This is a genomic window from Paenalcaligenes niemegkensis, assembly GCF_022230885.1.
In the GTDB taxonomy this organism is placed as follows: Bacteria; Pseudomonadota; Gammaproteobacteria; order Burkholderiales; family Burkholderiaceae_B; genus Paenalcaligenes; species Paenalcaligenes niemegkensis.
The window spans coordinates 296120-314914 of sequence record NZ_JAKGCT010000004.1 but is presented as its reverse complement, the minus strand read 5'-3'; the positions used below and the strand labels follow the sequence as shown (position 1 = coordinate 314914).

Genomic DNA, 18795 nt, shown 5'->3' with positions numbered 1-18795 from the left:
TATTATGCCAGCCGCCACAACCAGTACAAGACCAATACCTATACTAGTACTAACAGTGCTAGGCTACAAAACGATGTTCAATCAGTTTAAACAACAAAGCCCGCTTAAGCGGGCTTTGTGTGGAGCGCAGGAGCATTTATTTTTGAGCGCTTTGATATAGCGGCAACACTCGCTCGGCTGCGATTTGCAGATCGGCAATACGCGACTGCGGCGATGGGTGAGTAGACAGTATCTCGGGAGGCCCGCCACTTGTAGACAGTGAAGCCATTTTTTCCCACAGGCTAATCGCGGCACGCGGGTCATAACCTGCTCGCGCAGCCAGCTCTACACCGATACGGTCAGCCTCAAGTTCGTGGGTACGGCTATTAGGCAAGGTAAACATGACTTCGGACAAGGTTCCGCCAAGGTCTCCTACAGCAGAATTGCCCACTACTGCCGACAATACGGACAAGCCAATATTGGTTGTCATCTGCTGCGAGACCTGCTCGCGAGAGTGTTCGCGAAGAGCATGGGCAATTTCATGCCCCATCACAGCCGCAAGTTCGTCATCAGTGGCATTTATTTTCTGGATCAATCCACTGTAAATCGCCATTTTCCCGCCGGGCATGCACCAGGCGTTTACATCATCGGACTTCAACACATGAACTTCCCATGTCCAGTTGACTGCATCCGGTCTGAATACGCCTACCTGCTGAATAAGCCGTTGGGAAATTTTACGCACCCGTTCTGTCTGGGCAGCGTCTACATCCAGGGCTCCCTGGCTACGTGCATTGCCGATGGTCTGTGCATATTGCTGGGCGGCGGTCTGATTCAGTTCGGCCTCTGAGACTAAACCAGACATATACTGCTTGCGCTGCACACCAACGGAACCACTGGAGGTTGTATCGATCGCTGCGCAACCTGCCAGTAAAGACACACTGAGTGCTCCGACGACCAGCTGTCGTTTTAAGCTAAAGCTTGGTTTCATGGGGCTTTCCTTCTAAGGTTGCCAATGTCCACATTGGGCTTGTTGACGTAAGGCTTGATCCATCAGGACAATAGCCAGCAAGGCTTCTGCAATGGGAGTCGCGCGTATGCCCACACAGGGATCATGCCTGCCCAAGGTTTGTACCTCCATGCTTTCACCTGCCTCGTTGATAGAGGGGCGTTTGATACGGATACTGGATGTAGGCTTGATCGCCAGTGAAACCCGGATTTCTTGCCCTGACGAAATACCACCCAGGATGCCGCCCGCATTATTGGTTTCAAAACCGTCGGGCCGGATAGCGTCGCCATGTTCTGAGCCACGCTGCGAAACGCTTTCAAATCCAGCGCCGATTTCTACGCCTTTTACCGCATTCAGCCCCATCATGGCGTAGGCAATTTCAGCATCCAGACGGCCATAAATGGGTTCGCCCAAACCTGCCGGAACCTGTTGCGCCACCACCTCGATGCGCGCCCCGATGGAGTCACCCTCTTTACGCAAGGCGTCCATGTAGGATTCGAGCTCAGGCACCACAGAGGCATCGGCAGCATAGAAAGGATTGCCGGGCACGTCTTCCCACGCCTTGAAAGGGATGACGATGGGCCCGAGCTGGCTCATGTAGCCCCTGATTTCGGTTTGGAACTGCTGCTTCAGCCACTTCTTGGCAATCGCACCAGCGGCCACTGTAGGTGCTGTCAGACGCGCAGATGAGCGTCCGCCCCCACGCGGATCGCGATGCTGAAACTTACGCCAGTAAGTGTAGTCTGCATGCCCCGGGCGGAAAGTATCGAGCAAGTTACCGTAATCTTTGCTGCGCTGATCCGTATTGCGAATAAGCAGCGCAATGGGTGTACCTGTAGTTTTACCTTCATACACCCCCGAAAGAATTTCCACCTGATCCGCTTCCTGCCGCTGGGTGACATGACGAGAGGTGCCCGGACGGCGCCTGTCGAGTTCAAACTGTATATCTTCAGCACTCAGATCGAGACCGGGCGGGCAGCCGTCAACAACCGCTCCGATGGCCGGGCCATGTGACTCACCGAAATTAGTGACGCGAAACAAAGTACCTAATGTATTTGCAGACATAAACTATTTTTAAACAAGCCGACGAAGCGGTGATTATTGCACTATTGGTGCGGGTGTGCATCGCAAACCAGTGGGCTACGATGAACAACTGAGCGGGACAGACGGAGTATCAGCGGGTGGCGGCAAGGCATAGTGCTCTAAACCCGGGTGGTCGATATAAGGTTGGGCCAGTACGCGCAGCAAATCACGAATTACAGAACTATCGCCTGTGCCGGCGGCGTCAATGGCCTGTTGCGCTATATGGTTACGCAGCACATAAAGCGGATTGGCCTGATTCATGGAGGCTGCGCGCTGCTGCGGAGCAGCTTGCTGACGCGTCAGTCGCTGCTGATAGCTACTGAGCCACTCGCGCGCTTTTTCCGTGTCATTAAACAGCGAAACAAAGGTATCCGGATTCTCTGGCGCCCAGGCCAGCGCCCTGAAGCTCAAGGTGAAGTCAGCCTGATCAAAGTGCAGCAGACGCCACCAGTTATCAACCAAAACCGTATCGCCTTCCAGCCATTGCTCCAGACCAAGCTTGGCAGCCAGATTAGCCTGATAGCGTTTCAGGAAAGCGGGTTCGAAGGTTTCAAGAGCAAGAGTGAGATCATCAGGCTTGGCGCCCAGGGTCGTCAATGCGCTGGCAAGGCGATAAAGGTTCCAATGCGCCATAGACGGCTGATTGTTCCAGGCATAGCGGCCCTGGGTATCGGTGGCGTTGCAAATATGATTGACGCGGAAAGCATCCATGAAACCAAAAGGACCGTAATCAATGGTCAGCCCGAGTATAGACATATTGTCGCTGTTCATGACACCGTGACAGAAGCCCACTGTTTGCCAGTCGGCTACCATTTCAGCGGTTCGTATGCAGACCTCCAGTAGCAGGGCCTGCGCCAGGGTGGCGTCATCGGCCTTTGCATGCTGCTGCAAAATCTCAGGGTAAAACTGCTTCAGTACGTAGTGAAGCAAAACGCTCATCTCGTCGGGCTTACCCAGCCAATGTTCGAAGGAGCCAAAACGCACAAAACTGGGTGAAACCCGTGTAACAATAGAAGCGGTTTCTACTGTTTCCCTATAGACAGGCACAGGCGAACTGACAATAGCCAGCGCTCGGGTTGTTGCAATGCCCAGGCCATGCATCGCTTCACTGCATAAGTATTCGCGCACAGACGAACGGAGTACAGCCCGGCCGTCTCCCATGCGCGAATACGGTGTGAAGCCCGACCCCTTGAGCTGCAGCTCCCGGGCTCCAGCGGGAGTGTCGATCGCCCCAAGCAAATGCGCTCTGCCGTCGCCTAGCTGACCTGCCCAGACCCCGAACTGATGTCCGCTGTACACGGCTGCGAGCGTCTTACCACCCGGCAAAGGTGCGTTCGCGGAAAAAACCGCCAACATTTCCGGGCTGTGCAGAAGCTCTGGGGACAAGCCAAGCTCGGCACCCAATGCTTCGTTTACATGCAGCAAAGAGGCGTCGCGCAAGCCTTCAGGATCGAGCCGGGTGTAAAACCCCGATGGGAGCTCTGCAAAGCTGTTTGTTACGTGCAGCGTATTTAAAGCCGTTGTCATCGTATACCTACCTTAGCCGTCAGACTTAGAGTTTGCGGTTTCCTTGGATTGCCGAGCACGGTATTTGGCGGCCTTCTTGGCAGGCCACAAGTAAAAAATGGCACAAAAATAGAAGGTGCTGGAGAGCACGATCTCTGCGATGCCGAAATAAACCGACATAATGCCAGGGTCGGACCAGGCCCGCACACAGCCTTCCATAAAATAGAGCAAGACCAGCATTGAAGCCCACTGCAGCGTATATAAATTACCTTTAAGTACGCCCCTCAAGGGAAACAGCAAGGGAATTACCTTCAGCACCAGATAGGATCCGCCGGGGCGCAACGGCGCCCACCAAAGCTCCCAGCCCAGGCAAAGAATGATCAAAGCAAGCAGCGCAAAGGCCGCCACTCGGTGTAATACGGGATTCAATCGTTGTTCCATACTGTTATTATCACCTGAACCGAACTATAAAGGCACCAAAGCCTTTAACTTTGCCCTACAAATTGGTGTTGCCTTCGTCATGACTAAGCCTGAGCCCGCGGATATCCATATATCGCCTGTACAAACCGAGCAAGACGCTGCGCCCGATGAGCCGTCAGAGTCTTCCTGGTGGAGCGATACAAAAAGCACGTTGTCCTTCATGACTGGCCGCATTGCTGAGCGTAGGCTGACGCAGGTAGCGTCCAGCCTTACTTTCACCACCATTCTGGCGATTGTTCCATTGCTGGCCGTGGTCTTGTCATTATTTACTGCCTTTCCGCTGTTCAATGAGTTTCAAGGCTCCCTGGAAAGCTTCCTGACGACCAATCTGATGCCGGCGGCCGTCTCCGAAACGGTTATGTCCTACCTCAACCAGTTTGCCGCCAAAGCCTCGAGCCTGACGGCAGTCGGTAGCTTGTTCCTGATCGTGACCTCGATCATGCTTATTTCCACTATCGATGAAACCTTTAACGATATCTGGCTGGTCACCGAAAAAAGGCCTCTGGGACAACGCATTCTGGTTTATTGGGCCATTATTTCCCTGGGTCCGATACTGGCTGGCGCAAGCATTTGGGCCAGTTCGGTGGTCGCACGCGAGTCGCTAGGATACATAGGCGACCTGGCTGCTATCACCTGGTTCAGCCTCTCGTACCTGCCCTTTTTGTTAACGGTAATTGGCCTGACTGCCTTGTTTGCCTATGTACCCAACCGCCAGGTGCTGTGGCGCGATGCATTGGTCGGAGGCCTATTTACTGCCGTGTGCCTGGAAATCTTAAAGAATGGCTTTGCATTCTATCTAACCAAGTTTCCGACTTACACACTCATTTATGGCACCTTCGCTACCGTTCCCATTTTTTTGATGTGGATGTATTTATCGTGGATGGTGATTTTACTGGGGGCCTCGGTAGCGGCTATCTTGCCCGATGTACGCAAACGTCACTGGCATACCATTCCGCACTCCGGGGCCCCCTTTGTCAATGCCGTCGCCCTGCTTTGCGAACTATGGCACCATCAAGGCAAGACCCCCATAGGCTTGAGCCTGGATGAACTCAGCGAACGCCTGCGCCGGGACCCTACCGACTTGAGTCCCGTGCTCAAACGTCTCAAAGAGCTGGGGTACCTGGCTAATACCGTCGAAGACGATATAGAGCGCTGGGCCTTGACCTGCGACACCAACAACGAGGTGCTGGCACCCCTGATTGATACCTTTCTGATCAACCGCACCCAGGCTGACAATCCTGTCACACGCTCAATGATGGGTGTCTTGACAGCAACTTTAGGTAACCGCTCACTTAGTCTAAAGCAATTATTTCAATCGCCCGAGACACTTAATCAATTATCAGAATCTTTGGAAAATACGCTAAGCTCACCTCTTAGCACTGCTCAGGAGTCACCCCATGCTAAAAGTCAGTGAAATATTAAGGGTAAAGGGAAACATACTCTATACCGCCTCGCCCGACATGCCCATCGATAAAGCCATTGAGATCATGAGCGAACAAGATGTGGGCTCGCTGGTCATTATGGAGCATGGTCAACTGGTGGGAATGTTGACCTTTCGCGAATTGATCCGGCATCTGCACAGCTCGAAAAGAGGAGCTGAACAAAGCACAGTAAGAGCCATTATGGACGACGCGCCGGTTAGCGTTACCCCCAACACCAGCGCCGACGAAGTACAGCGCCTGATGCTGGACAAGCACGCACGCTATATGCCCGTCATGGACGGCCCGACCCTGATGGGTGTTATCTCGTTCTACGACATGGCCAGAGCCATTGTCGAAGCACAGGAATTCGAGAATCGTATGCTAAAGGCCTACATTCGAGACTGGCCCAGCGACCAGGAAGGAGCCGCTTAGCATTCGCTTACGCAACCGCCTGAGCGTTTTCAAGTTCTTTCCAGGCATCAAGCAGGACGTCAGGGTTATTAGTATTCATGGTAGGCGCATCAGACAAGGTGCGCCGCCATTGCCTGGCTCCCTGCTTGCCGTGCGGCCAGCCTAGCAGAGCACGTGTGGCCAGTCGCAAGCCCAACCCTTCTGAGACCACCTGCTTTGCATACTCGTATATACGCTGAACCAGTACCTCGTCCGGCTCGTGCCGCAGCTCTGGCCACAGCGACAAACTGATTTCGCGCAGCACGCCTGGCGTATGCCAGGCTGCCCTGCCCAGCATGATCCCATCAAAGCGATTGAGTTCGGCTAACGACTGCTCAGCCGTTGCAAGCCCTCCGTTAAGCACGAACAATGCATCGGGAAAATCAAGTTTCAGCTGATGAGCCCAGTCATAGCGCAGGGGTGGTATATCGCGATTCTGCTTTGGCGAAAGACCTTTAAGTACGGCATTTCGGGCATGCACAATAAACACCCGCACACCTGCCTCGTACTGCACGCCTACAAAATCGCGGACAAAACCATAGCTGTCTTCGTCGTCAAGGCCAAGTCTGTGCTTTACCGTAACAGGCACGGACACCGCATCCTGCATCGCACGCAGACAGTCGGCGACCAGCTTCGGCTCAGCCATTAAGCAAGCTCCAAATGCGCCTTTTTGTACACGCTCGGAAGGACAGCCACAGTTGAGATTGATTTCATCGTAACCCCAGCGCTCACCCAGCTTGGCGCTAAAGGCAAGCGCAGCCGGATCGCTTCCGCCCAACTGCAGTGCGATGGGGTTTTCAGACTCGTCAAAGCGAAGCAGACGGTCGACGTCACCATACTGCAGCGCCCCCGTAGTAATCATTTCGGTATACAGCCGGGCCTTGGGTGCGAGCAGACGATGGAAGTAGCGACAATGCCGGTCGGTAACATCGATCATGGGAGCCACACACAAAGCCCAATCCGTCAGGGCCTTGGACTGAACCACTTCAGAGGTCGGGGAATCTAGCGTAGATGAAAAAGACAAAGGCACGAATCAATACCAAAAAATTTAATCATATAAGGCTCTATTTTACGTCAGCAATCTCCCGTGACACGATATCGCACGATAAAAGGCGAAACCTGGCCTTTTGTTCATGTGAAAGCGGGCAGACTGTCGCAGCATTGCCATAAAAAGGTTAAAGTTAGCGATTCGATCGCCGTCCATGGCGCAACCCAACTCTACCTCGATCTATTTCATAAAGTATGGCTGTTTTTACCCCCGTTTCAGATGACGACGCCCGCGCGCTGTTACGCACCTACGACATAGGCGAACTCATTAACTTGCGAGGCATTAGTGCTGGCATTGAGAACACCAACTACTTTTTGACCACCACGCAGGGCGAGTTTGTGCTTACGCTGTTTGAAGTACTCACCGCGCAGCAATTACCTTTTTACATCGAACTGATGCATCATCTGGCGCAGCAAGGTATACCCGTGCCCCAGCCCCAGACCTTGAAAAACGGCTCGCGCCTGACCACTCTTCACGACAGGCCTACGGCAATCGTCAGTCGTTTGCCCGGCGGCTACGAGCCCGACCCCTCTGCTCGCCATTGCGCATTGGCCGGGGCTACGCTGGCTCGAACCCATCTTGCTGCCAAAGATTTTGCTATACAACAGCCTAATTTGCGCGGTCTGGAGTGGTGGCAACAGACCGCCCCCAGCTACTTGACTTCCTCACGCCTGATCAACGTGAACTATTGCTCACCGTACTGGACGAACAAACGGCCTTCGCTGCCACGGCCATATACGCCTCTTTGCCCGTAGGCCCGGCACACTGCGATTTATTTCGCGACAATGTATTGTTTGCAGGAACCAGTGAAGCTCCTGTTATGGGCGGCTTTATTGATTTTTATTTTGCCGGTTGCGACACTTGGTTGTTTGACGTGGCCGTCAGCGTAAACGACTGGTGCATCAACAGAAACACAGGTAAATTCAATCAGGAAAAAGTGCAGGCCTGGTTAAAAGCCTATAACGCCGTAAGGCCTTTCAACGAAGCCGAACGCGAGGCCTGGCCCTGCCTGCTGCAGGCAGCCGCCCTGCGCTTCTGGATCTCGCGCTTGTATGATTTTTACCTGCCCAGGCCTGCGCAGACGCTCAAACCGCACGACCCTCGTCACTTCGAGCGCGTGTTGCGCGAGCGACGTGCACACGAAGCTCCTCATTTACGCTAACTCAGTTACTAGAGATACACGCATGCAAGCAGCTACACTGCCATTATCGTACGGGTGGGTATGGGTTAGAGAAGGAATGCTCCTTTTTAAACGCCAGCCCATGGCTATGTTTTTCTGGAGCCTTGTCACCAACATGCTCATTAACCTGAGCTACCTGGTGCCATTATTGGGGCAGATGGCATTAATTTCCGCCACTCCCTTGCTCACTTTCATTGCACTGAACGCTTGCCATCGCATCGCCAAAGGCGAAACCATACCCTTGAATGCCTGGCTCAAGCCCATTAAGCCCGTTGAAGTCAGGAGGCCGCTTATCAGGCTAGGGCTGCTTTATATGTTGGTGTGCCTGGCCGGTGGCATCGTTGCGACCTTACCTTTTATGGAAGGCATCATCAACGCCATCCCCCAAGAGGGACAGGTGGAAGAATCTGAAATACTGGCTTTAATGCGTGCCCCCATGCTGACCTTCACCGGCCTCTACATTTTAATATCTGCCCTGTTCTGGCATGCTCCCGCCTTGGTTGGATGGCATCATATTCCTATAAAAAAAGCACTGTTCTATTCGATGGTAGCCTGCTGGCGTAATAAGTTACCCTTCATCGTATACGGCATATGCTGGGCGGCCTTGTATTACCTGATGCACCAGTTAGGGCATCTGCTGCTGAGCCTGGGCTTTAGCGTAGCCAGCATACAATTGCTGACCACGCCCATTACCCTGGCATTGATGGCGATACTGTACTGCAGTTTTTATCCCATCTATTTATCAGTATTCGGCGCCAGCGCCATGGCCAGGCGCGAGCAAGCAAACGTTCTCGACGCCGACGAATAACTGATACCGCAAAAAATCAAGCCCTGTGCCCGCGCCGTTTCCGTGTGGGACTCAGGGCTTCTTGCTGTTGATTGCCCTGTCCATTAGATCACCGTCGCCCTCGTAATTAGACTGTTTACCTTGGCCTGAAGCGAGTCCGGACGCCATAGCTCAAAAAAACCGGCAACTCAAGCACATGACGGGCTTTAGCGTGCCAATAGCAGCGATTGACCGCCATACGCTTCTGGGGCTCAAGCAAGTTGAATTCGGCATCCAGAAACGCCAGTGCATGGGCGCTGTCCAGAAAAAAGCTGTGCACTGAGCGACAATCAGGAAACCACAATACGGTACGCTGCCTTTGCTCACGCTTCAGCTTATGCAGCCCCAAAAGGCGGGCTCTGAAACTCTGTACCTTAAGCACAGTCAACGGCTCTGCGCAGGTCGTCAATGTTGTGCTCTCACTCATAGGTCACCGCTAAAACAAGCACTTCTGCTTTAATTTCCATAGGGTTTCATCGCTTAAAGCCTGAAAGCATTGCTCGCGGCATAACTGAATAAGGGCACCTATTAATTTCTTAGAGCGACGACAGTAAACCGTAGACAATGGGATAGGCAATCACCAGAAACGTGCAGGGAAAGATACAGCTCACAATGGGAAGCAGCATCTTGACAGGGGCCTCAAGCGCTGCTTTCTCAGCTCTTAAGAAACGTTCCTGGCGGTACTGGTCAGACTGAGATCGAAGTACCGGAACCAGGCTTAAGCCCATCTGCACAGCATTTTCTATGCTGCTAGCCAACGTCGCCAACTCCGGAATTCCACTATCAAGCGCCAATTTCTTAAAACTGTGCTCTCGACTCAAACCCGAGCGTATATCGAATAACGCCTGCTCAATCAGACTTCTTAAGGGCCCGAAGGGTAAGGCTTCTACGGTGGATTGCAAAGCCAGAACCGTACCAGCCCCTGCTTCTACCGAAAGCGCAAAGATATCCAGAAAAAAGGCAACTGGCTGCGTAATTGAAAATGACGGCTGCGCTGGCGCCTTAAGTATTGAAAGTACGGGGCGCTTGCTCCGATAACGATCAGTGCGATTGTTAGCCATGGGTTGACAGCCTTAGCTCGCAAAAAGCCAAAAAGACAGATACACAACAGTATGCTGATTGCCATTACAACCTGTATGCCAAGCATAGTGCAGGCGGCCTTCAGAAAGCCCTCTTCGTCTCCTGAGATAACCCGACGCAAATGCTGACGTACTGTCCAGGGCATATAGACCCATAAACGCCTTCCAAGGCGGGGCAGCATCGTACTTTCTGATGCGCGTACTTGCGCAAGCTTCTGTTGAAGTACAGATTTCCAGTGCGAAACATGAGGCATGAGCACTGTAAAACATATACTAATGGCGATTGCTGTGAAAAAGCCAGACAGGTAAAACCATGGACTCTGCATCGCTAAACTCGGATATTGGCAATTTTCATGAGCGTCCTCAAGCCCACGAACTCAAGCAACAACACAGTAACCATCACGCCCCAACCGCTGGGCTCAGTCCATAAGGGGCTCATGAGTTCTGGCTCCAGCAGCGTCAGCGCAAGCACAATGAGGAGTGGCATCGCGGCCATCACCCAGGCCTGCAAGGTAGCTTGTGCAGTCAGGGCACGAACCTTGGCCTCAAGGTGCAGCTGGGCCCGCAGGCTTAACGATAGCCGATTCAGCACCTCACCGATACGTCCGCCGCTACGGTGCACCATGCCTAAACTTGCCGCCAGCAGCTGTGTGCCTTCATGAGGCACACGCTTGTGAAGGTTCAATAACGCCTGTTGAAGGCTAATCCCCAACTGCTGCTCTTTTACACAAAGCTCAAGCTCTTGGCGCAAAGGCATCGGACTACGCGGTACCAACTGTATAAAAGCGGTTTGCATTCCCAGGCCCGCGCGCGAGCCCAAGGCCAGGGCCTGAATAAAATCCGGTAGCTGCTTGCATACAGAACGTTTACGCCTGGCCTGAACCGCCACCAGCAACTTGGGCCACAGCAACATCAAACTTAAGGGTGCACTGAGAGCCAGCATGAGGTTTCCCGTGGTCACAACCAGGAAAAAATAGCTTAGTCCCAACCCTGCACTTAGCGCACTACGCAGCGAGCCCAAGTCAAAAAACAAGAAAACAGTTTCAAATGCTTTTTGTGATTGCTCATCCAGCTGCTTTTTCCTGTTGAACCACGAACTCAGTGACACAGGCATGATCACATAAGCAGCGCATGCGACCGCGGCTACGAGTGCAACAAAAAACACGATAATCAACATCTGAAGTTCCTCTGCAAAAGCGGTGCATGCCGATTAAATATCAAACTGAACATTGCCGGCCTTTTTCACTAGGGTCGAGCTGCGGAATGAACGTAGGAGCTGAACCATTCGGAGCGGAGCAGCTCCCGCTTAGCGTCAAAACCTTGTGGGAACAGCCCGTTCCCCTTGAACTCTACGCTGCCATCATCCAGCTCCCTGGCATGGAATAACTCTTGCAACTGGATTCGGTCTCCCTCAAGGCCACAGATTTCGGTGATTGAGCTTATGACTCGACGGCCGCTAGATAGCCTTGTTTGCTGGACGATGAGATTCAGGCTTGCGGCAATATGGTCCCTGACCACATTGATGGGGAGATCCATGCCCGCAAGCATGACCAGCGTCTCCAGCCTATTCATCGCCTCACGTGGTGAGTTGGCATGCAAGGTTGTCAATGAGCCCTCGTGACCCGTGTTCATCGCAGCCAGCATGTCAAAAGCCTCGCCCCCGCGACACTCGCCCACGACGATGCGGTCCGGACGCATACGCAGCGCATTACGGACCAAATCGCGGATGCTGATCACGCCCTGACCCTCGATATTGGGTGGTCTGGCTTCCAAAGTGACGACATTGGCGTGATTAAGCTTTAACTCGGCCGCATCCTCGATAGTAATAATGCGCTCGGCCGGGCCTATGAAATGTGTCAGTACATTTAACAATGTGGTTTTTCCTGAACCTGTACCGCCTGACACCACGATATTTTTTTACTTTCTACGCAGCTTTGTAAAAATAGCGCCATGCAGTCACTGAGCGCTCCTTTGGCCAGCAGATCCGCACTGCTGAGACGACTCTGAGGGAACTTCCGTACAGTCAGCGTGGGCCCCTTGAGAGCAATAGGAGGCACCACAGCATTGACGCGCGACCCGTCAGCCAGTCTTGCATCGACCATTGGTGAACTGTCATCAATACGTCTTCCCAACGGAGAAACGATACGATCTATGACGGCCAGCAGCGCCACCTCACTGCTGAACTGCAAGCTACTTTTCACGCATAGACCATGCCTTTCCACAAATACTTCCGAGGGTGAATTCACCATTATTTCGCTGACGCTATCGTCCCGCAGCAGTTCTTCCAGCGGCCCCAATCCCAAAGCTTCATCAAGAACGCGTTTGGACAAGGCGGTCTTGCATAAGCCTGGCGCTAACTCAGCCTCGTTCGCTATCAGCTCATGTAAACAGGACTCTGCTTGCGCCCGCAAACTGTCAATAGCGTCCAGCCTGTAGCTTTTCCTGCGCAGATCCAAAGCACTTACCAGCTTCTGATGCAGTGGCGCGATATGCTCCGCGAACGGATCAAGCTCTGGAGTCGGCTGAATAGCTGGCTTATCTGAACTGTTAAACGATGGCCTGTTCCTTTGGTTGCTTTGCTTACTGCCAGGTACTTCCTTTGGCTTGCTGACGTCTGCCACGTCATCTGTATCGGCAGCCATGCCAATGCGCAGCACCGTAATTTTGCAGGGGCCGATCAAAATGCAATCGCCCATTTGCAAGGGTCCATACTCGGTAACCCGCACAGTATTGACAGCTGTCCCCGTCAGGCTTCCCATATCTTTAATAAAATAGTCATCCCCGCTACGCATGATTTCGGCATGAGCCTTGGCGACCCGCCACCCTTTAAGCACAAGTTTGGCCGGAGATTGTCGGCCTATAACAAAGGGAGTCTCTAGGGTCGCAAACAGTACATCGCCATTTTGGTATTCGACATTAAGGCTTAACATGGCTTTCCCTCAAAAAGTCTGTGTCCGCCTCTTGAGCCGTCAAAGCCTGTTTCGGTAAAGCGGCGTGTGTTTGAGTTTGCTCACGGCTATGCTTGTCGCTGTTGCGACGAAAAGTTGCTCTTTGGGTGAAGTCCTCCAGGCCGCGTACGGTCATCGCCCATTCCGGGCGCCCTCCATTTTTAGTCGCGTCGGCCCCCTTAGCCCCCTGATCACGAATGCGTGTATTCATCACTTCTGTTTCGCCAAACTGTTGCTGCAGCAGAGCCTCCGCCCGATGTACGCGTTCCTGCATATCAGGGTGAGTCGCATCCACAACAACGGGGGTGACAAAAATGGCAAGTTCAGTTTCATTACGCCTGAAGCGTTCAGAACTAAATAGACGCCCAAGGATGGGAAGCTGCCCGAAACCGGGCACACGGTCGATATTTCTGGAAAGCTCGCGGGAAATAAACCCTGCCAACACCAGTGTTTGTCCGGACTGCACATTAAACTCGGTTGCGGCCCGGCGGGTTTTCAATGAGGGGCCACTTGGAAGGGATAGGCTGGGGCCTATGGAGCTGACCTCAACTTCTATTTGAGACCGTACTGCGCCCGAACGCTGAATGAGCGGTGTAATTCGTAGCGATACCCCATACGACTTAAACTCGGTACTGCTGGTGCCATTGCTATCGGTAGTGGTGTAGGGCACTTCGCCGCCCGCCAGAAACTCGGCTGTTGTACCACTGCGTGCCAACAGTTGCGGTTGGGCTAATACCGTAGCTGCCCCAATTTCGCTTAAGGCGTGCACACGTGATGACAGCAGCGCATTCAGACCAAAATAGCCGCTCATTGCCTGTGTTCCCGCTGCAACTGCAAAGGGCCGTTCACCGGGAAGCTCACCCAGGCGAGAGGCTGCACCTTCCCATGCAAGCCCGGCATTCATGCCCCCTAGACTTCCCTGCCCCCAGCGTACGCCCAGGTCGCGCATCGCATTACGGGGCACCTCCACCACCTGCACATCGAGCAGCACCATGTCGTCCCAGCCCTGTGCATCGCTTAAATCAAGAAGCTGCGGGTAACGCAGGCTCAAGGCCTGCAGCTGTCCTCGCTGGCTGTCGGTTAAGTGGGCACCTTCAACCACAATTTTGTCGCCCACATCACTAAGCTCAATGCCGGGGATCCTGGACAGTAACTGCCGTAGCTCGGACTTGGCCTGTCGCACTCCACCAGGCGTCACATGCACAAGATACTCAGTACGTGAACCATCCACACGCCAAACCTGTACGGCACTGGTGCCATCATTACGGGCGAAGACAATGACTTCCTTTTCATCCGTGGTCACGGCATTCACCACGTGGCCATCTCCGACCGCCACCCTGGCAATGTCGGGTACGCTCAGTACCCGCATGTCACCGACCTGCATCTGCCAGCTCTCTATGGACTGCGCAACAAGTGGATTACCAAGCAGCACGAGGACAGTAGCGCATACTCGAAATGCAGTCGCAAGATTAGGGCTCGGCATGAGGGTAGACTCCTGTATCAAGATTGTCCGGGCCAACTCCAGCTTCGTCATAAAGCGGCGTATGCGAATCATTTAACGCACCGGAATCCATATAGGCGCCATCCAGGCCATACGCATTCTGGGGCAAGGAAAACAAGGCACGGGGATATCGCGCAACGGCTTCGGTGGGGTTCAATCCCGGGACCCGCCGAGTCTGTTGATTGCCGTAAATGATGGGTGCAGAAGCCGGGCGCCGAGTTACCGGGGCCTGAGCGATGCCAAGTAAGGCTGCAAGGTCACCGCGCATCGCCGCATCCGATAACTGCTCGTCTCCTGGGTGGCGCAGCATCGCAGTGATCGTGCCTGCCTGACGCGCCGCTAATAGTGCCACGCCATCTTCAGGGCTCACTTCCAGCGTCAGGGTACTGACGCTGCTTGCCCCTTCGCTGTCGTACAGGTCTACAGCCTGATCGACCGCGAGCACCTTGACTCGTTGCAGTATGGGCGCCGTGATGCGTCGACGCTGATAATCAAAAGACACATACACGTCGATGGTGTCCCCGGCTCTGACAAGACCCGCCACCGAGCTTAAGGCATCAGCCGGAATAGTGATGGCACGGCGTCCTTCACGCAGGAGACCGGAAAAGGCCTCATAGGGAACGGCGCTCAGGTGAGCCGGCAGAATCAAATCCCCTGCACTGAGAGCATGATTAAGCATTTGCCCTTCGAGCTTCAAATAATTATTGCCCTCTACGCTATCGCTGCTAACACTGCCAGCCGGAAAGTGACGAAGTGCCAGATCCTCAGCTTCGATGACCGTGCCCGACGATAAATCATGAGCAGCCACCACCCGCTGAACCTGTGTCACTGAAGCCTGATCTTCCAGCTCTTGAGCCTTGGCCTTTAGATAGCGGCTGCCTGACCACGCCGCCATCAGTGCGCAGAATAAGGAGATCGACACCAATAGCCCTTGTTTAGATGTCATGGCATTGAGGAGCTTTTTCATCTTTACTCTCATATACGGAATTAACGCGATAAAGCGGAAACAGGTTTTTCTGTAGAACGTATTTCAATGACATAAGCCGCGTTATTCCATCGCTTATCGTCAAGATAACTGAGCACCAAATGTCGGCCCTCTTGTGTAGCCGTTAAACTTTGTCCGTCAGACGCAACTTCCCATCCGGCTTCGCGTAATGCCGCTTCGATTAGGGCTGGCGTGTTCTCTCTTTTTCTCGAATCTCAATGATCTGCTGATAAACCGATTGGGCCGGAAGATGTTCGTGCCAAGACCACCGTACTGAAAGTGCAGGATGCGGAAAAATAGCTTCAGCATGGCGCTGGCTTAACGTAGCGCAGCTAATCATCACCGTTTGCTTAAGTAGCTCGACGCCTTTAAGGCTGACCATGCAGTGGGTGTTTTCATCCTGGCCACTCAGCACGAATTCGTCAGGAGCGACTTGAAGCCGGCTTAATAACGGATGTTCGCTTTGCAGGCGCTTCAGAACCGTCATTGCCGTGGCCCCCTCAAGCCAGAAGTTGCGGGCAAATAATTGACTGCCTTGCAGATCAATCGCGTTGTGCGGAGTCGTCAGCCTTCCTTGCTGGCGCAGACTGCGAGTAAAACTTTGAACCATCTGCTCGCTACTTTTCCACTTTGCGTTGGACATAGAGTAATCCGGCTGAGCTGTCGCCAGTGCCGGGAACCCTGCCTGCAGCAGCACTACTGCAAAAACGCTACCTAAGTTCGAGATTGAAGCACCCCGATGCGTCATGGCTTTGCCCCTTTCTTGGTATAGCGTTGCGGAACCTCGGCTTCCCACGCCGTCAACCAGTCAAAAGTGGGGCCTTTACGTCCCCATGCAGCGTCGACTGGCGCACTGTAGTGTGTAATATGGCGGCCTGCATTTCGACTGTTTCTGTGCGCCCTGGCCCATAAGGCTTCGCTATTCTCAATTCGTCTCCGCACTAAGTCTGGTGCTACCGCATGCCCTGCCCCTGCCATAATCACGTGAGACTGGCTTAAGGATATCGACTGGAGTTTTGGATGCTTTGGATGTGCATGGACGGTGCTGCTGCTCAAACGATAAGCCTGCCCCCGTCGTCTGTACGTAATTCTTGTGACAAGCCGTCAACAATCAGTACGGTAGCGTCATTGTTCGGCAGCTGAAAAAAGAGCCACTTGAGCCCGACCCTTGTGTTTTAAAAGCGTTCAGCGGCTGAGCAGCAGGATCTTCATCGGTATCAGGCGAAGCCATACGACTGAGTAGCCAGGAAGCATTGGCAGCCTGGTTCTGCAGGCTCGACTTTTGATGCTGCAGGTTAAGCAGCCAGTGTGCTGCGAAGAAAAAGAGCAACAGTACGGGAAGGACGACAACAAACTCAACGATAGCTTGACCGCGCTGCATCAGGCCCCCTTTTCTTTTGACGGATCTGGTTTCGGCCTTAAGCGGGCCTGCCAATGAGGATTGAAAATATTTGGACGTTCATTTTTAAAGGCTGGATGCGCAAAATAGGCTTCGGCCCAGGCTTCTGTGTCTATAGCTGGAATACTGTGCTTTTGCCTGACGCGAAGATAAAGAGGCAAGGAACTTAAGGACGGTTCCAGCACAGCCACAGGTACCAGCCTGGATCCGGGCAGGCGCATGCCCTGTGCCCTGGCCCTGGAGGAGGCCATCGGATTGGAAACCCCGGTATGGATATCCCACTTACCGACCGCTTCTACCCACCGCCAGAAAGCCTGATCTGAAAAATCATCTGGCGGACTATCTACGGTGGGAGCATCAATGATCTGTGTGTTCGCAGTAGGGATCCAGGCCCATCCCATTTCATATTCACGGTAATAGCAGAGAATCCAGCGATTCGAGCGCAGGGCATGATAGGACTGCGTATCAGCACTGGACCAGCGTCCGTCACGATCGAGTGTGGTGCGTCCCCGCCGGCGTAGCTGATGACGCAGATGCGGGCAACGTTTACTGACTGACCATAAGTTATAAGCCGTGTGATTGCGCGGCTGCAGAAACTCGTACTGCTGACTTAGCCCGTGAACCCAGTCCGCAACAAAGCTGTTGGCAGCCAGGGTACGAAAAGGTTTCTCACTATCTGGTTCAAGCAGCAAGTCTATATTTGCATCAAAATCATCCAAGTCTAAGTTAGCTGCAAGCACAGCTCGTGCTGCCGCTTCTGCCTGAGGCTGGAAGTGTCGTTGCAATGACTGCTGCAGCGCCAAAAATGTTACGTTGCTATAACGCTGATGAGCGGTTAGCGCCTGAACAAGATCTGTGCCTAAGTAGGGGCTACCGTTCAGCGCGCTAGCGGCGGTTGATTGCCTGTAGGCATTACCGTGCAATGGACCAAACATCATGGTTATTAACGAGGGCGGAGGGTTTCTGCGCGTCAGCTGGCGAGACTCCTGGGCAGCAAAGTTCCCCCATGAAGCCAAGCTCAGCATGTGCGCTGTCGCCAGATGGTGGGCCACATAAGCACGGTTAAGATAAGCCATATAATTTAAGGCGCGAGCCTGAACCAAAGCTGCGCTGTAGGCGGCAGCGTCCGCACTGCTGGTTTGACGCATGCGCGCAGTTGCCGTATCAGCTAGCTTGTAGAACTGCGTCACGGCCAGCAGCACAACACCTGTCAGCGCAATAGCCAGCACCAGGGCTTGTCCGGATTGCAAGGTAGGCTCGCGCTTCATCAGTTGCCCGCGCCGGCATTACCCGTAAAAGACTGCAGGTTCTTGGCTGCGGACTGTTCACCAGCAGCCCTGGCTGCCCCGCCCGCCACCTGACTGAAACTGGTTCCGTCTTCTCCTGCCAGTTCATGTGCCATCGCCGCTGTTTGAGAACGTATTACCTGCCCGAACAGCTGAAAAACAGCGATGGATGCAATGGCAACAAGCGCCACGATAATGACATACTCGACCATACCCTGCCCCTGCTGACGTCTGTGCAAACGCATGTCTTTCTCCTTAAAAAGACCTCAGTTTGGACGGCAACCGGAGGCCACACAATTCGGAGATTCCGAGCTTGATGAGACTGTCACATAGCTGGGCGCTCCTCGCCGTACCGGCGTACGATCACGCGCTCCAGAACCTGCGTCGGCGTATCGAGCGTATTAGCTCAGGTGTCAGCCGACCGTTGTTCGAGGATTGTCGGCAATTAGGTGTGCGCTGCAGGCTGCCGAAGAGAAGTCAGGGATAAGGCGGACGCTGCCGGGGCGCGGCGAGTTCATCCGCCCCCAGCTGGTCGCGGCAGATGCGGAAACAAGCACGCCGTGCCGGCTTCTTTGACATAACGGCCTGCTGATGATGGCGATGGTTGTGAGGGCAGGC

The 18795-nt window shown here is 53.7% G+C and carries 20 protein-coding genes and 1 pseudogene; 4 read left to right on the top strand and 17 right to left on the bottom strand.

The window, feature by feature from the left end; genetic code table 11:
* Nucleotides 1–136: 136 nt before the first annotated feature.
* From L1889_RS05420 to L1889_RS05405, 4 genes are all read right to left on the bottom strand, one after another.
* On the bottom strand, nucleotides 137–967 hold the full coding sequence (locus L1889_RS05420) for a M48 family metallopeptidase (RefSeq protein WP_238664274.1): 831 nt from the start codon (nucleotides 965–967) through the stop codon (nucleotides 137–139).
* A 12-nt stretch (nucleotides 968–979) separates the two neighbouring features.
* Entirely contained in the window at nucleotides 980–2050 is a 1071-nt protein-coding gene (gene aroC / locus L1889_RS05415) for a chorismate synthase (protein WP_238664273.1), read from the bottom strand.
* Nucleotides 2051–2125: 75 nt separating this feature from the next.
* Nucleotides 2126–3595 (bottom strand): protein adenylyltransferase SelO, encoded by a 1470-nt coding sequence (locus L1889_RS05410; protein WP_238664272.1) that lies wholly within the window; start codon nucleotides 3593–3595, stop codon nucleotides 2126–2128.
* Nucleotides 3596–3607: 12 nt separating this feature from the next.
* Nucleotides 3608–4015, bottom strand: a complete 408-nt coding sequence (locus tag L1889_RS05405) for a DUF2069 domain-containing protein (RefSeq protein WP_238664271.1) — start codon at nucleotides 4013–4015, stop codon at nucleotides 3608–3610.
* A gap of 79 nt (nucleotides 4016–4094) precedes the next feature.
* On the opposite strand from L1889_RS05405, the gene L1889_RS05400 reads away from it, so the two are divergent.
* A complete protein-coding gene (locus L1889_RS05400) occupies nucleotides 4095–5468 on the top strand; it encodes a YihY family inner membrane protein (protein ID WP_238664270.1) in 1374 nt (457 codons plus the stop codon).
* Nucleotides 5452–5907 carry a CBS domain-containing protein gene (locus tag L1889_RS05395; RefSeq protein ID WP_238664269.1) on the top strand — a complete coding sequence of 152 codons (456 nt, stop codon included), beginning with the start codon at nucleotides 5452–5454 and terminating at the stop codon, nucleotides 5905–5907. The genes L1889_RS05400 and L1889_RS05395 overlap by 17 nt, the downstream gene beginning before the upstream one ends.
* 7 nt (nucleotides 5908–5914) lie before the next feature.
* Here L1889_RS05395 and dusA read toward each other — a convergent pair whose 3' ends face one another.
* Nucleotides 5915–6862: a tRNA dihydrouridine(20/20a) synthase DusA gene (gene dusA, locus L1889_RS05390; protein ID WP_238665861.1), complete on the bottom strand. Its 948-nt coding sequence runs from the start codon at nucleotides 6860–6862 to the stop codon at nucleotides 5915–5917.
* A 305-nt stretch (nucleotides 6863–7167) separates the two neighbouring features.
* Here dusA and L1889_RS05385 point away from each other — a divergent pair.
* A pseudogene (locus tag L1889_RS05385) lies at nucleotides 7168–8135 on the top strand (homoserine kinase).
* A gap of 22 nt (nucleotides 8136–8157) precedes the next feature.
* Entirely contained in the window at nucleotides 8158–8961 is an 804-nt protein-coding gene (locus L1889_RS05380; RefSeq protein WP_257793854.1) for a BPSS1780 family membrane protein, read from the top strand.
* Nucleotides 8962–9076: 115 nt separating this feature from the next.
* Here L1889_RS05380 and L1889_RS05375 read toward each other — a convergent pair whose 3' ends face one another.
* The 12 genes from L1889_RS05375 to L1889_RS05325 form a co-directional block, all read right to left on the bottom strand.
* A complete protein-coding gene (locus L1889_RS05375) occupies nucleotides 9077–9406 on the bottom strand; it encodes a hypothetical protein (protein WP_238664267.1) in 330 nt (109 codons plus the stop codon).
* A 109-nt stretch (nucleotides 9407–9515) separates the two neighbouring features.
* The gene (locus L1889_RS05370; RefSeq protein WP_238664266.1) at nucleotides 9516–10040 is read right to left on the bottom strand and encodes a type II secretion system F family protein; all 525 of its coding nucleotides are present in this window, start codon (nucleotides 10038–10040) and stop codon (nucleotides 9516–9518) included.
* Between the two features lie 346 nt (nucleotides 10041–10386).
* On the bottom strand, nucleotides 10387–11235 hold the full coding sequence (locus L1889_RS05365) for a type II secretion system F family protein (RefSeq protein ID WP_238664264.1): 849 nt from the start codon (nucleotides 11233–11235) through the stop codon (nucleotides 10387–10389).
* Nucleotides 11236–11303: 68 nt separating this feature from the next.
* On the bottom strand, nucleotides 11304–11930 hold the full coding sequence (locus L1889_RS18370) for a TadA family conjugal transfer-associated ATPase (protein ID WP_257793853.1): 627 nt from the start codon (nucleotides 11928–11930) through the stop codon (nucleotides 11304–11306).
* On the bottom strand, nucleotides 11924–12988 hold the full coding sequence (locus L1889_RS18365; RefSeq protein WP_257793852.1) for an ATPase, T2SS/T4P/T4SS family: 1065 nt from the start codon (nucleotides 12986–12988) through the stop codon (nucleotides 11924–11926). The genes L1889_RS18370 and L1889_RS18365 overlap by 7 nt, the downstream gene beginning before the upstream one ends.
* Entirely contained in the window at nucleotides 12975–14489 is a 1515-nt protein-coding gene (locus L1889_RS05355; protein WP_238664263.1) for a type II and III secretion system protein family protein, read from the bottom strand. Before L1889_RS05355 ends, L1889_RS18365 begins: the two co-directional genes overlap by 14 nt.
* Nucleotides 14476–15474 carry a Flp pilus assembly protein CpaB gene (gene cpaB, locus L1889_RS05350; RefSeq protein WP_238664261.1) on the bottom strand — a complete coding sequence of 333 codons (999 nt, stop codon included), beginning with the start codon at nucleotides 15472–15474 and terminating at the stop codon, nucleotides 14476–14478. The genes L1889_RS05355 and cpaB overlap by 14 nt, the downstream gene beginning before the upstream one ends.
* A gap of 199 nt (nucleotides 15475–15673) precedes the next feature.
* A complete protein-coding gene (locus tag L1889_RS05345; protein ID WP_238664260.1) occupies nucleotides 15674–16240 on the bottom strand; it encodes a hypothetical protein in 567 nt (188 codons plus the stop codon).
* The gene (locus L1889_RS05340; RefSeq protein WP_238664259.1) at nucleotides 16237–16548 is read right to left on the bottom strand and encodes a hypothetical protein; all 312 of its coding nucleotides are present in this window, start codon (nucleotides 16546–16548) and stop codon (nucleotides 16237–16239) included. The genes L1889_RS05345 and L1889_RS05340 overlap by 4 nt, the downstream gene beginning before the upstream one ends.
* 55 nt (nucleotides 16549–16603) lie before the next feature.
* Nucleotides 16604–16873 (bottom strand): TadE/TadG family type IV pilus assembly protein, encoded by a 270-nt coding sequence (locus tag L1889_RS05335; protein WP_238664258.1) that lies wholly within the window; start codon nucleotides 16871–16873, stop codon nucleotides 16604–16606.
* Complete coding sequence (locus L1889_RS05330) at nucleotides 16873–18159, bottom strand: hypothetical protein (RefSeq protein WP_238664257.1); 1287 nt, start codon at nucleotides 18157–18159, stop codon at nucleotides 16873–16875. Before L1889_RS05330 ends, L1889_RS05335 begins: the two co-directional genes overlap by 1 nt.
* Nucleotides 18159–18422: a Flp family type IVb pilin gene (locus tag L1889_RS05325; RefSeq protein ID WP_238664256.1), complete on the bottom strand. Its 264-nt coding sequence runs from the start codon at nucleotides 18420–18422 to the stop codon at nucleotides 18159–18161. The genes L1889_RS05330 and L1889_RS05325 overlap by 1 nt, the downstream gene beginning before the upstream one ends.
* Between the last annotated feature and the right edge of the window lie 373 nt (nucleotides 18423–18795).

Coding starts and splice junctions, on each gene's coding strand:
- L1889_RS05420 (WP_238664274.1), bottom strand. CDS start 967: ATGAAACCAAGCTTTAGCTTAAAACGACAGCTGGTCGTCGGAGCACTC.
- aroC (WP_238664273.1), bottom strand. CDS start 2,050: ATGTCTGCAAATACATTAGGTACTTTGTTTCGCGTCACTAATTTCGGT.
- L1889_RS05410 (WP_238664272.1), bottom strand. CDS start 3,595: ATGACAACGGCTTTAAATACGCTGCACGTAACAAACAGCTTTGCAGAG.
- L1889_RS05405 (WP_238664271.1), bottom strand. CDS start 4,015: ATGGAACAACGATTGAATCCCGTATTACACCGAGTGGCGGCCTTTGCG.
- L1889_RS05400 (WP_238664270.1), top strand. CDS start 4,095: ATGACTAAGCCTGAGCCCGCGGATATCCATATATCGCCTGTACAAACC.
- L1889_RS05395 (WP_238664269.1), top strand. CDS start 5,452: ATGCTAAAAGTCAGTGAAATATTAAGGGTAAAGGGAAACATACTCTAT.
- dusA (WP_238665861.1), bottom strand. CDS start 6,862: ATGATCGATGTTACCGACCGGCATTGTCGCTACTTCCATCGTCTGCTC.
- L1889_RS05380 (WP_257793854.1), top strand. CDS start 8,158: ATGCAAGCAGCTACACTGCCATTATCGTACGGGTGGGTATGGGTTAGA.
- L1889_RS05375 (WP_238664267.1), bottom strand. CDS start 9,406: ATGAGTGAGAGCACAACATTGACGACCTGCGCAGAGCCGTTGACTGTG.
- L1889_RS05370 (WP_238664266.1), bottom strand. CDS start 10,040: ATGGCTAACAATCGCACTGATCGTTATCGGAGCAAGCGCCCCGTACTT.
- L1889_RS05365 (WP_238664264.1), bottom strand. CDS start 11,235: ATGTTGATTATCGTGTTTTTTGTTGCACTCGTAGCCGCGGTCGCATGC.
- L1889_RS18365 (WP_257793852.1), bottom strand. CDS start 12,988: ATGTTAAGCCTTAATGTCGAATACCAAAATGGCGATGTACTGTTTGCG.
- L1889_RS05355 (WP_238664263.1), bottom strand. CDS start 14,489: ATGCCGAGCCCTAATCTTGCGACTGCATTTCGAGTATGCGCTACTGTC.
- cpaB (WP_238664261.1), bottom strand. CDS start 15,474: ATGAAAAAGCTCCTCAATGCCATGACATCTAAACAAGGGCTATTGGTG.
- L1889_RS05345 (WP_238664260.1), bottom strand. CDS start 16,240: ATGACGCATCGGGGTGCTTCAATCTCGAACTTAGGTAGCGTTTTTGCA.
- L1889_RS05335 (WP_238664258.1), bottom strand. CDS start 16,873: ATGCAGCGCGGTCAAGCTATCGTTGAGTTTGTTGTCGTCCTTCCCGTA.
- L1889_RS05330 (WP_238664257.1), bottom strand. CDS start 18,159: ATGAAGCGCGAGCCTACCTTGCAATCCGGACAAGCCCTGGTGCTGGCT.
- L1889_RS05325 (WP_238664256.1), bottom strand. CDS start 18,422: ATGCGTTTGCACAGACGTCAGCAGGGGCAGGGTATGGTCGAGTATGTC.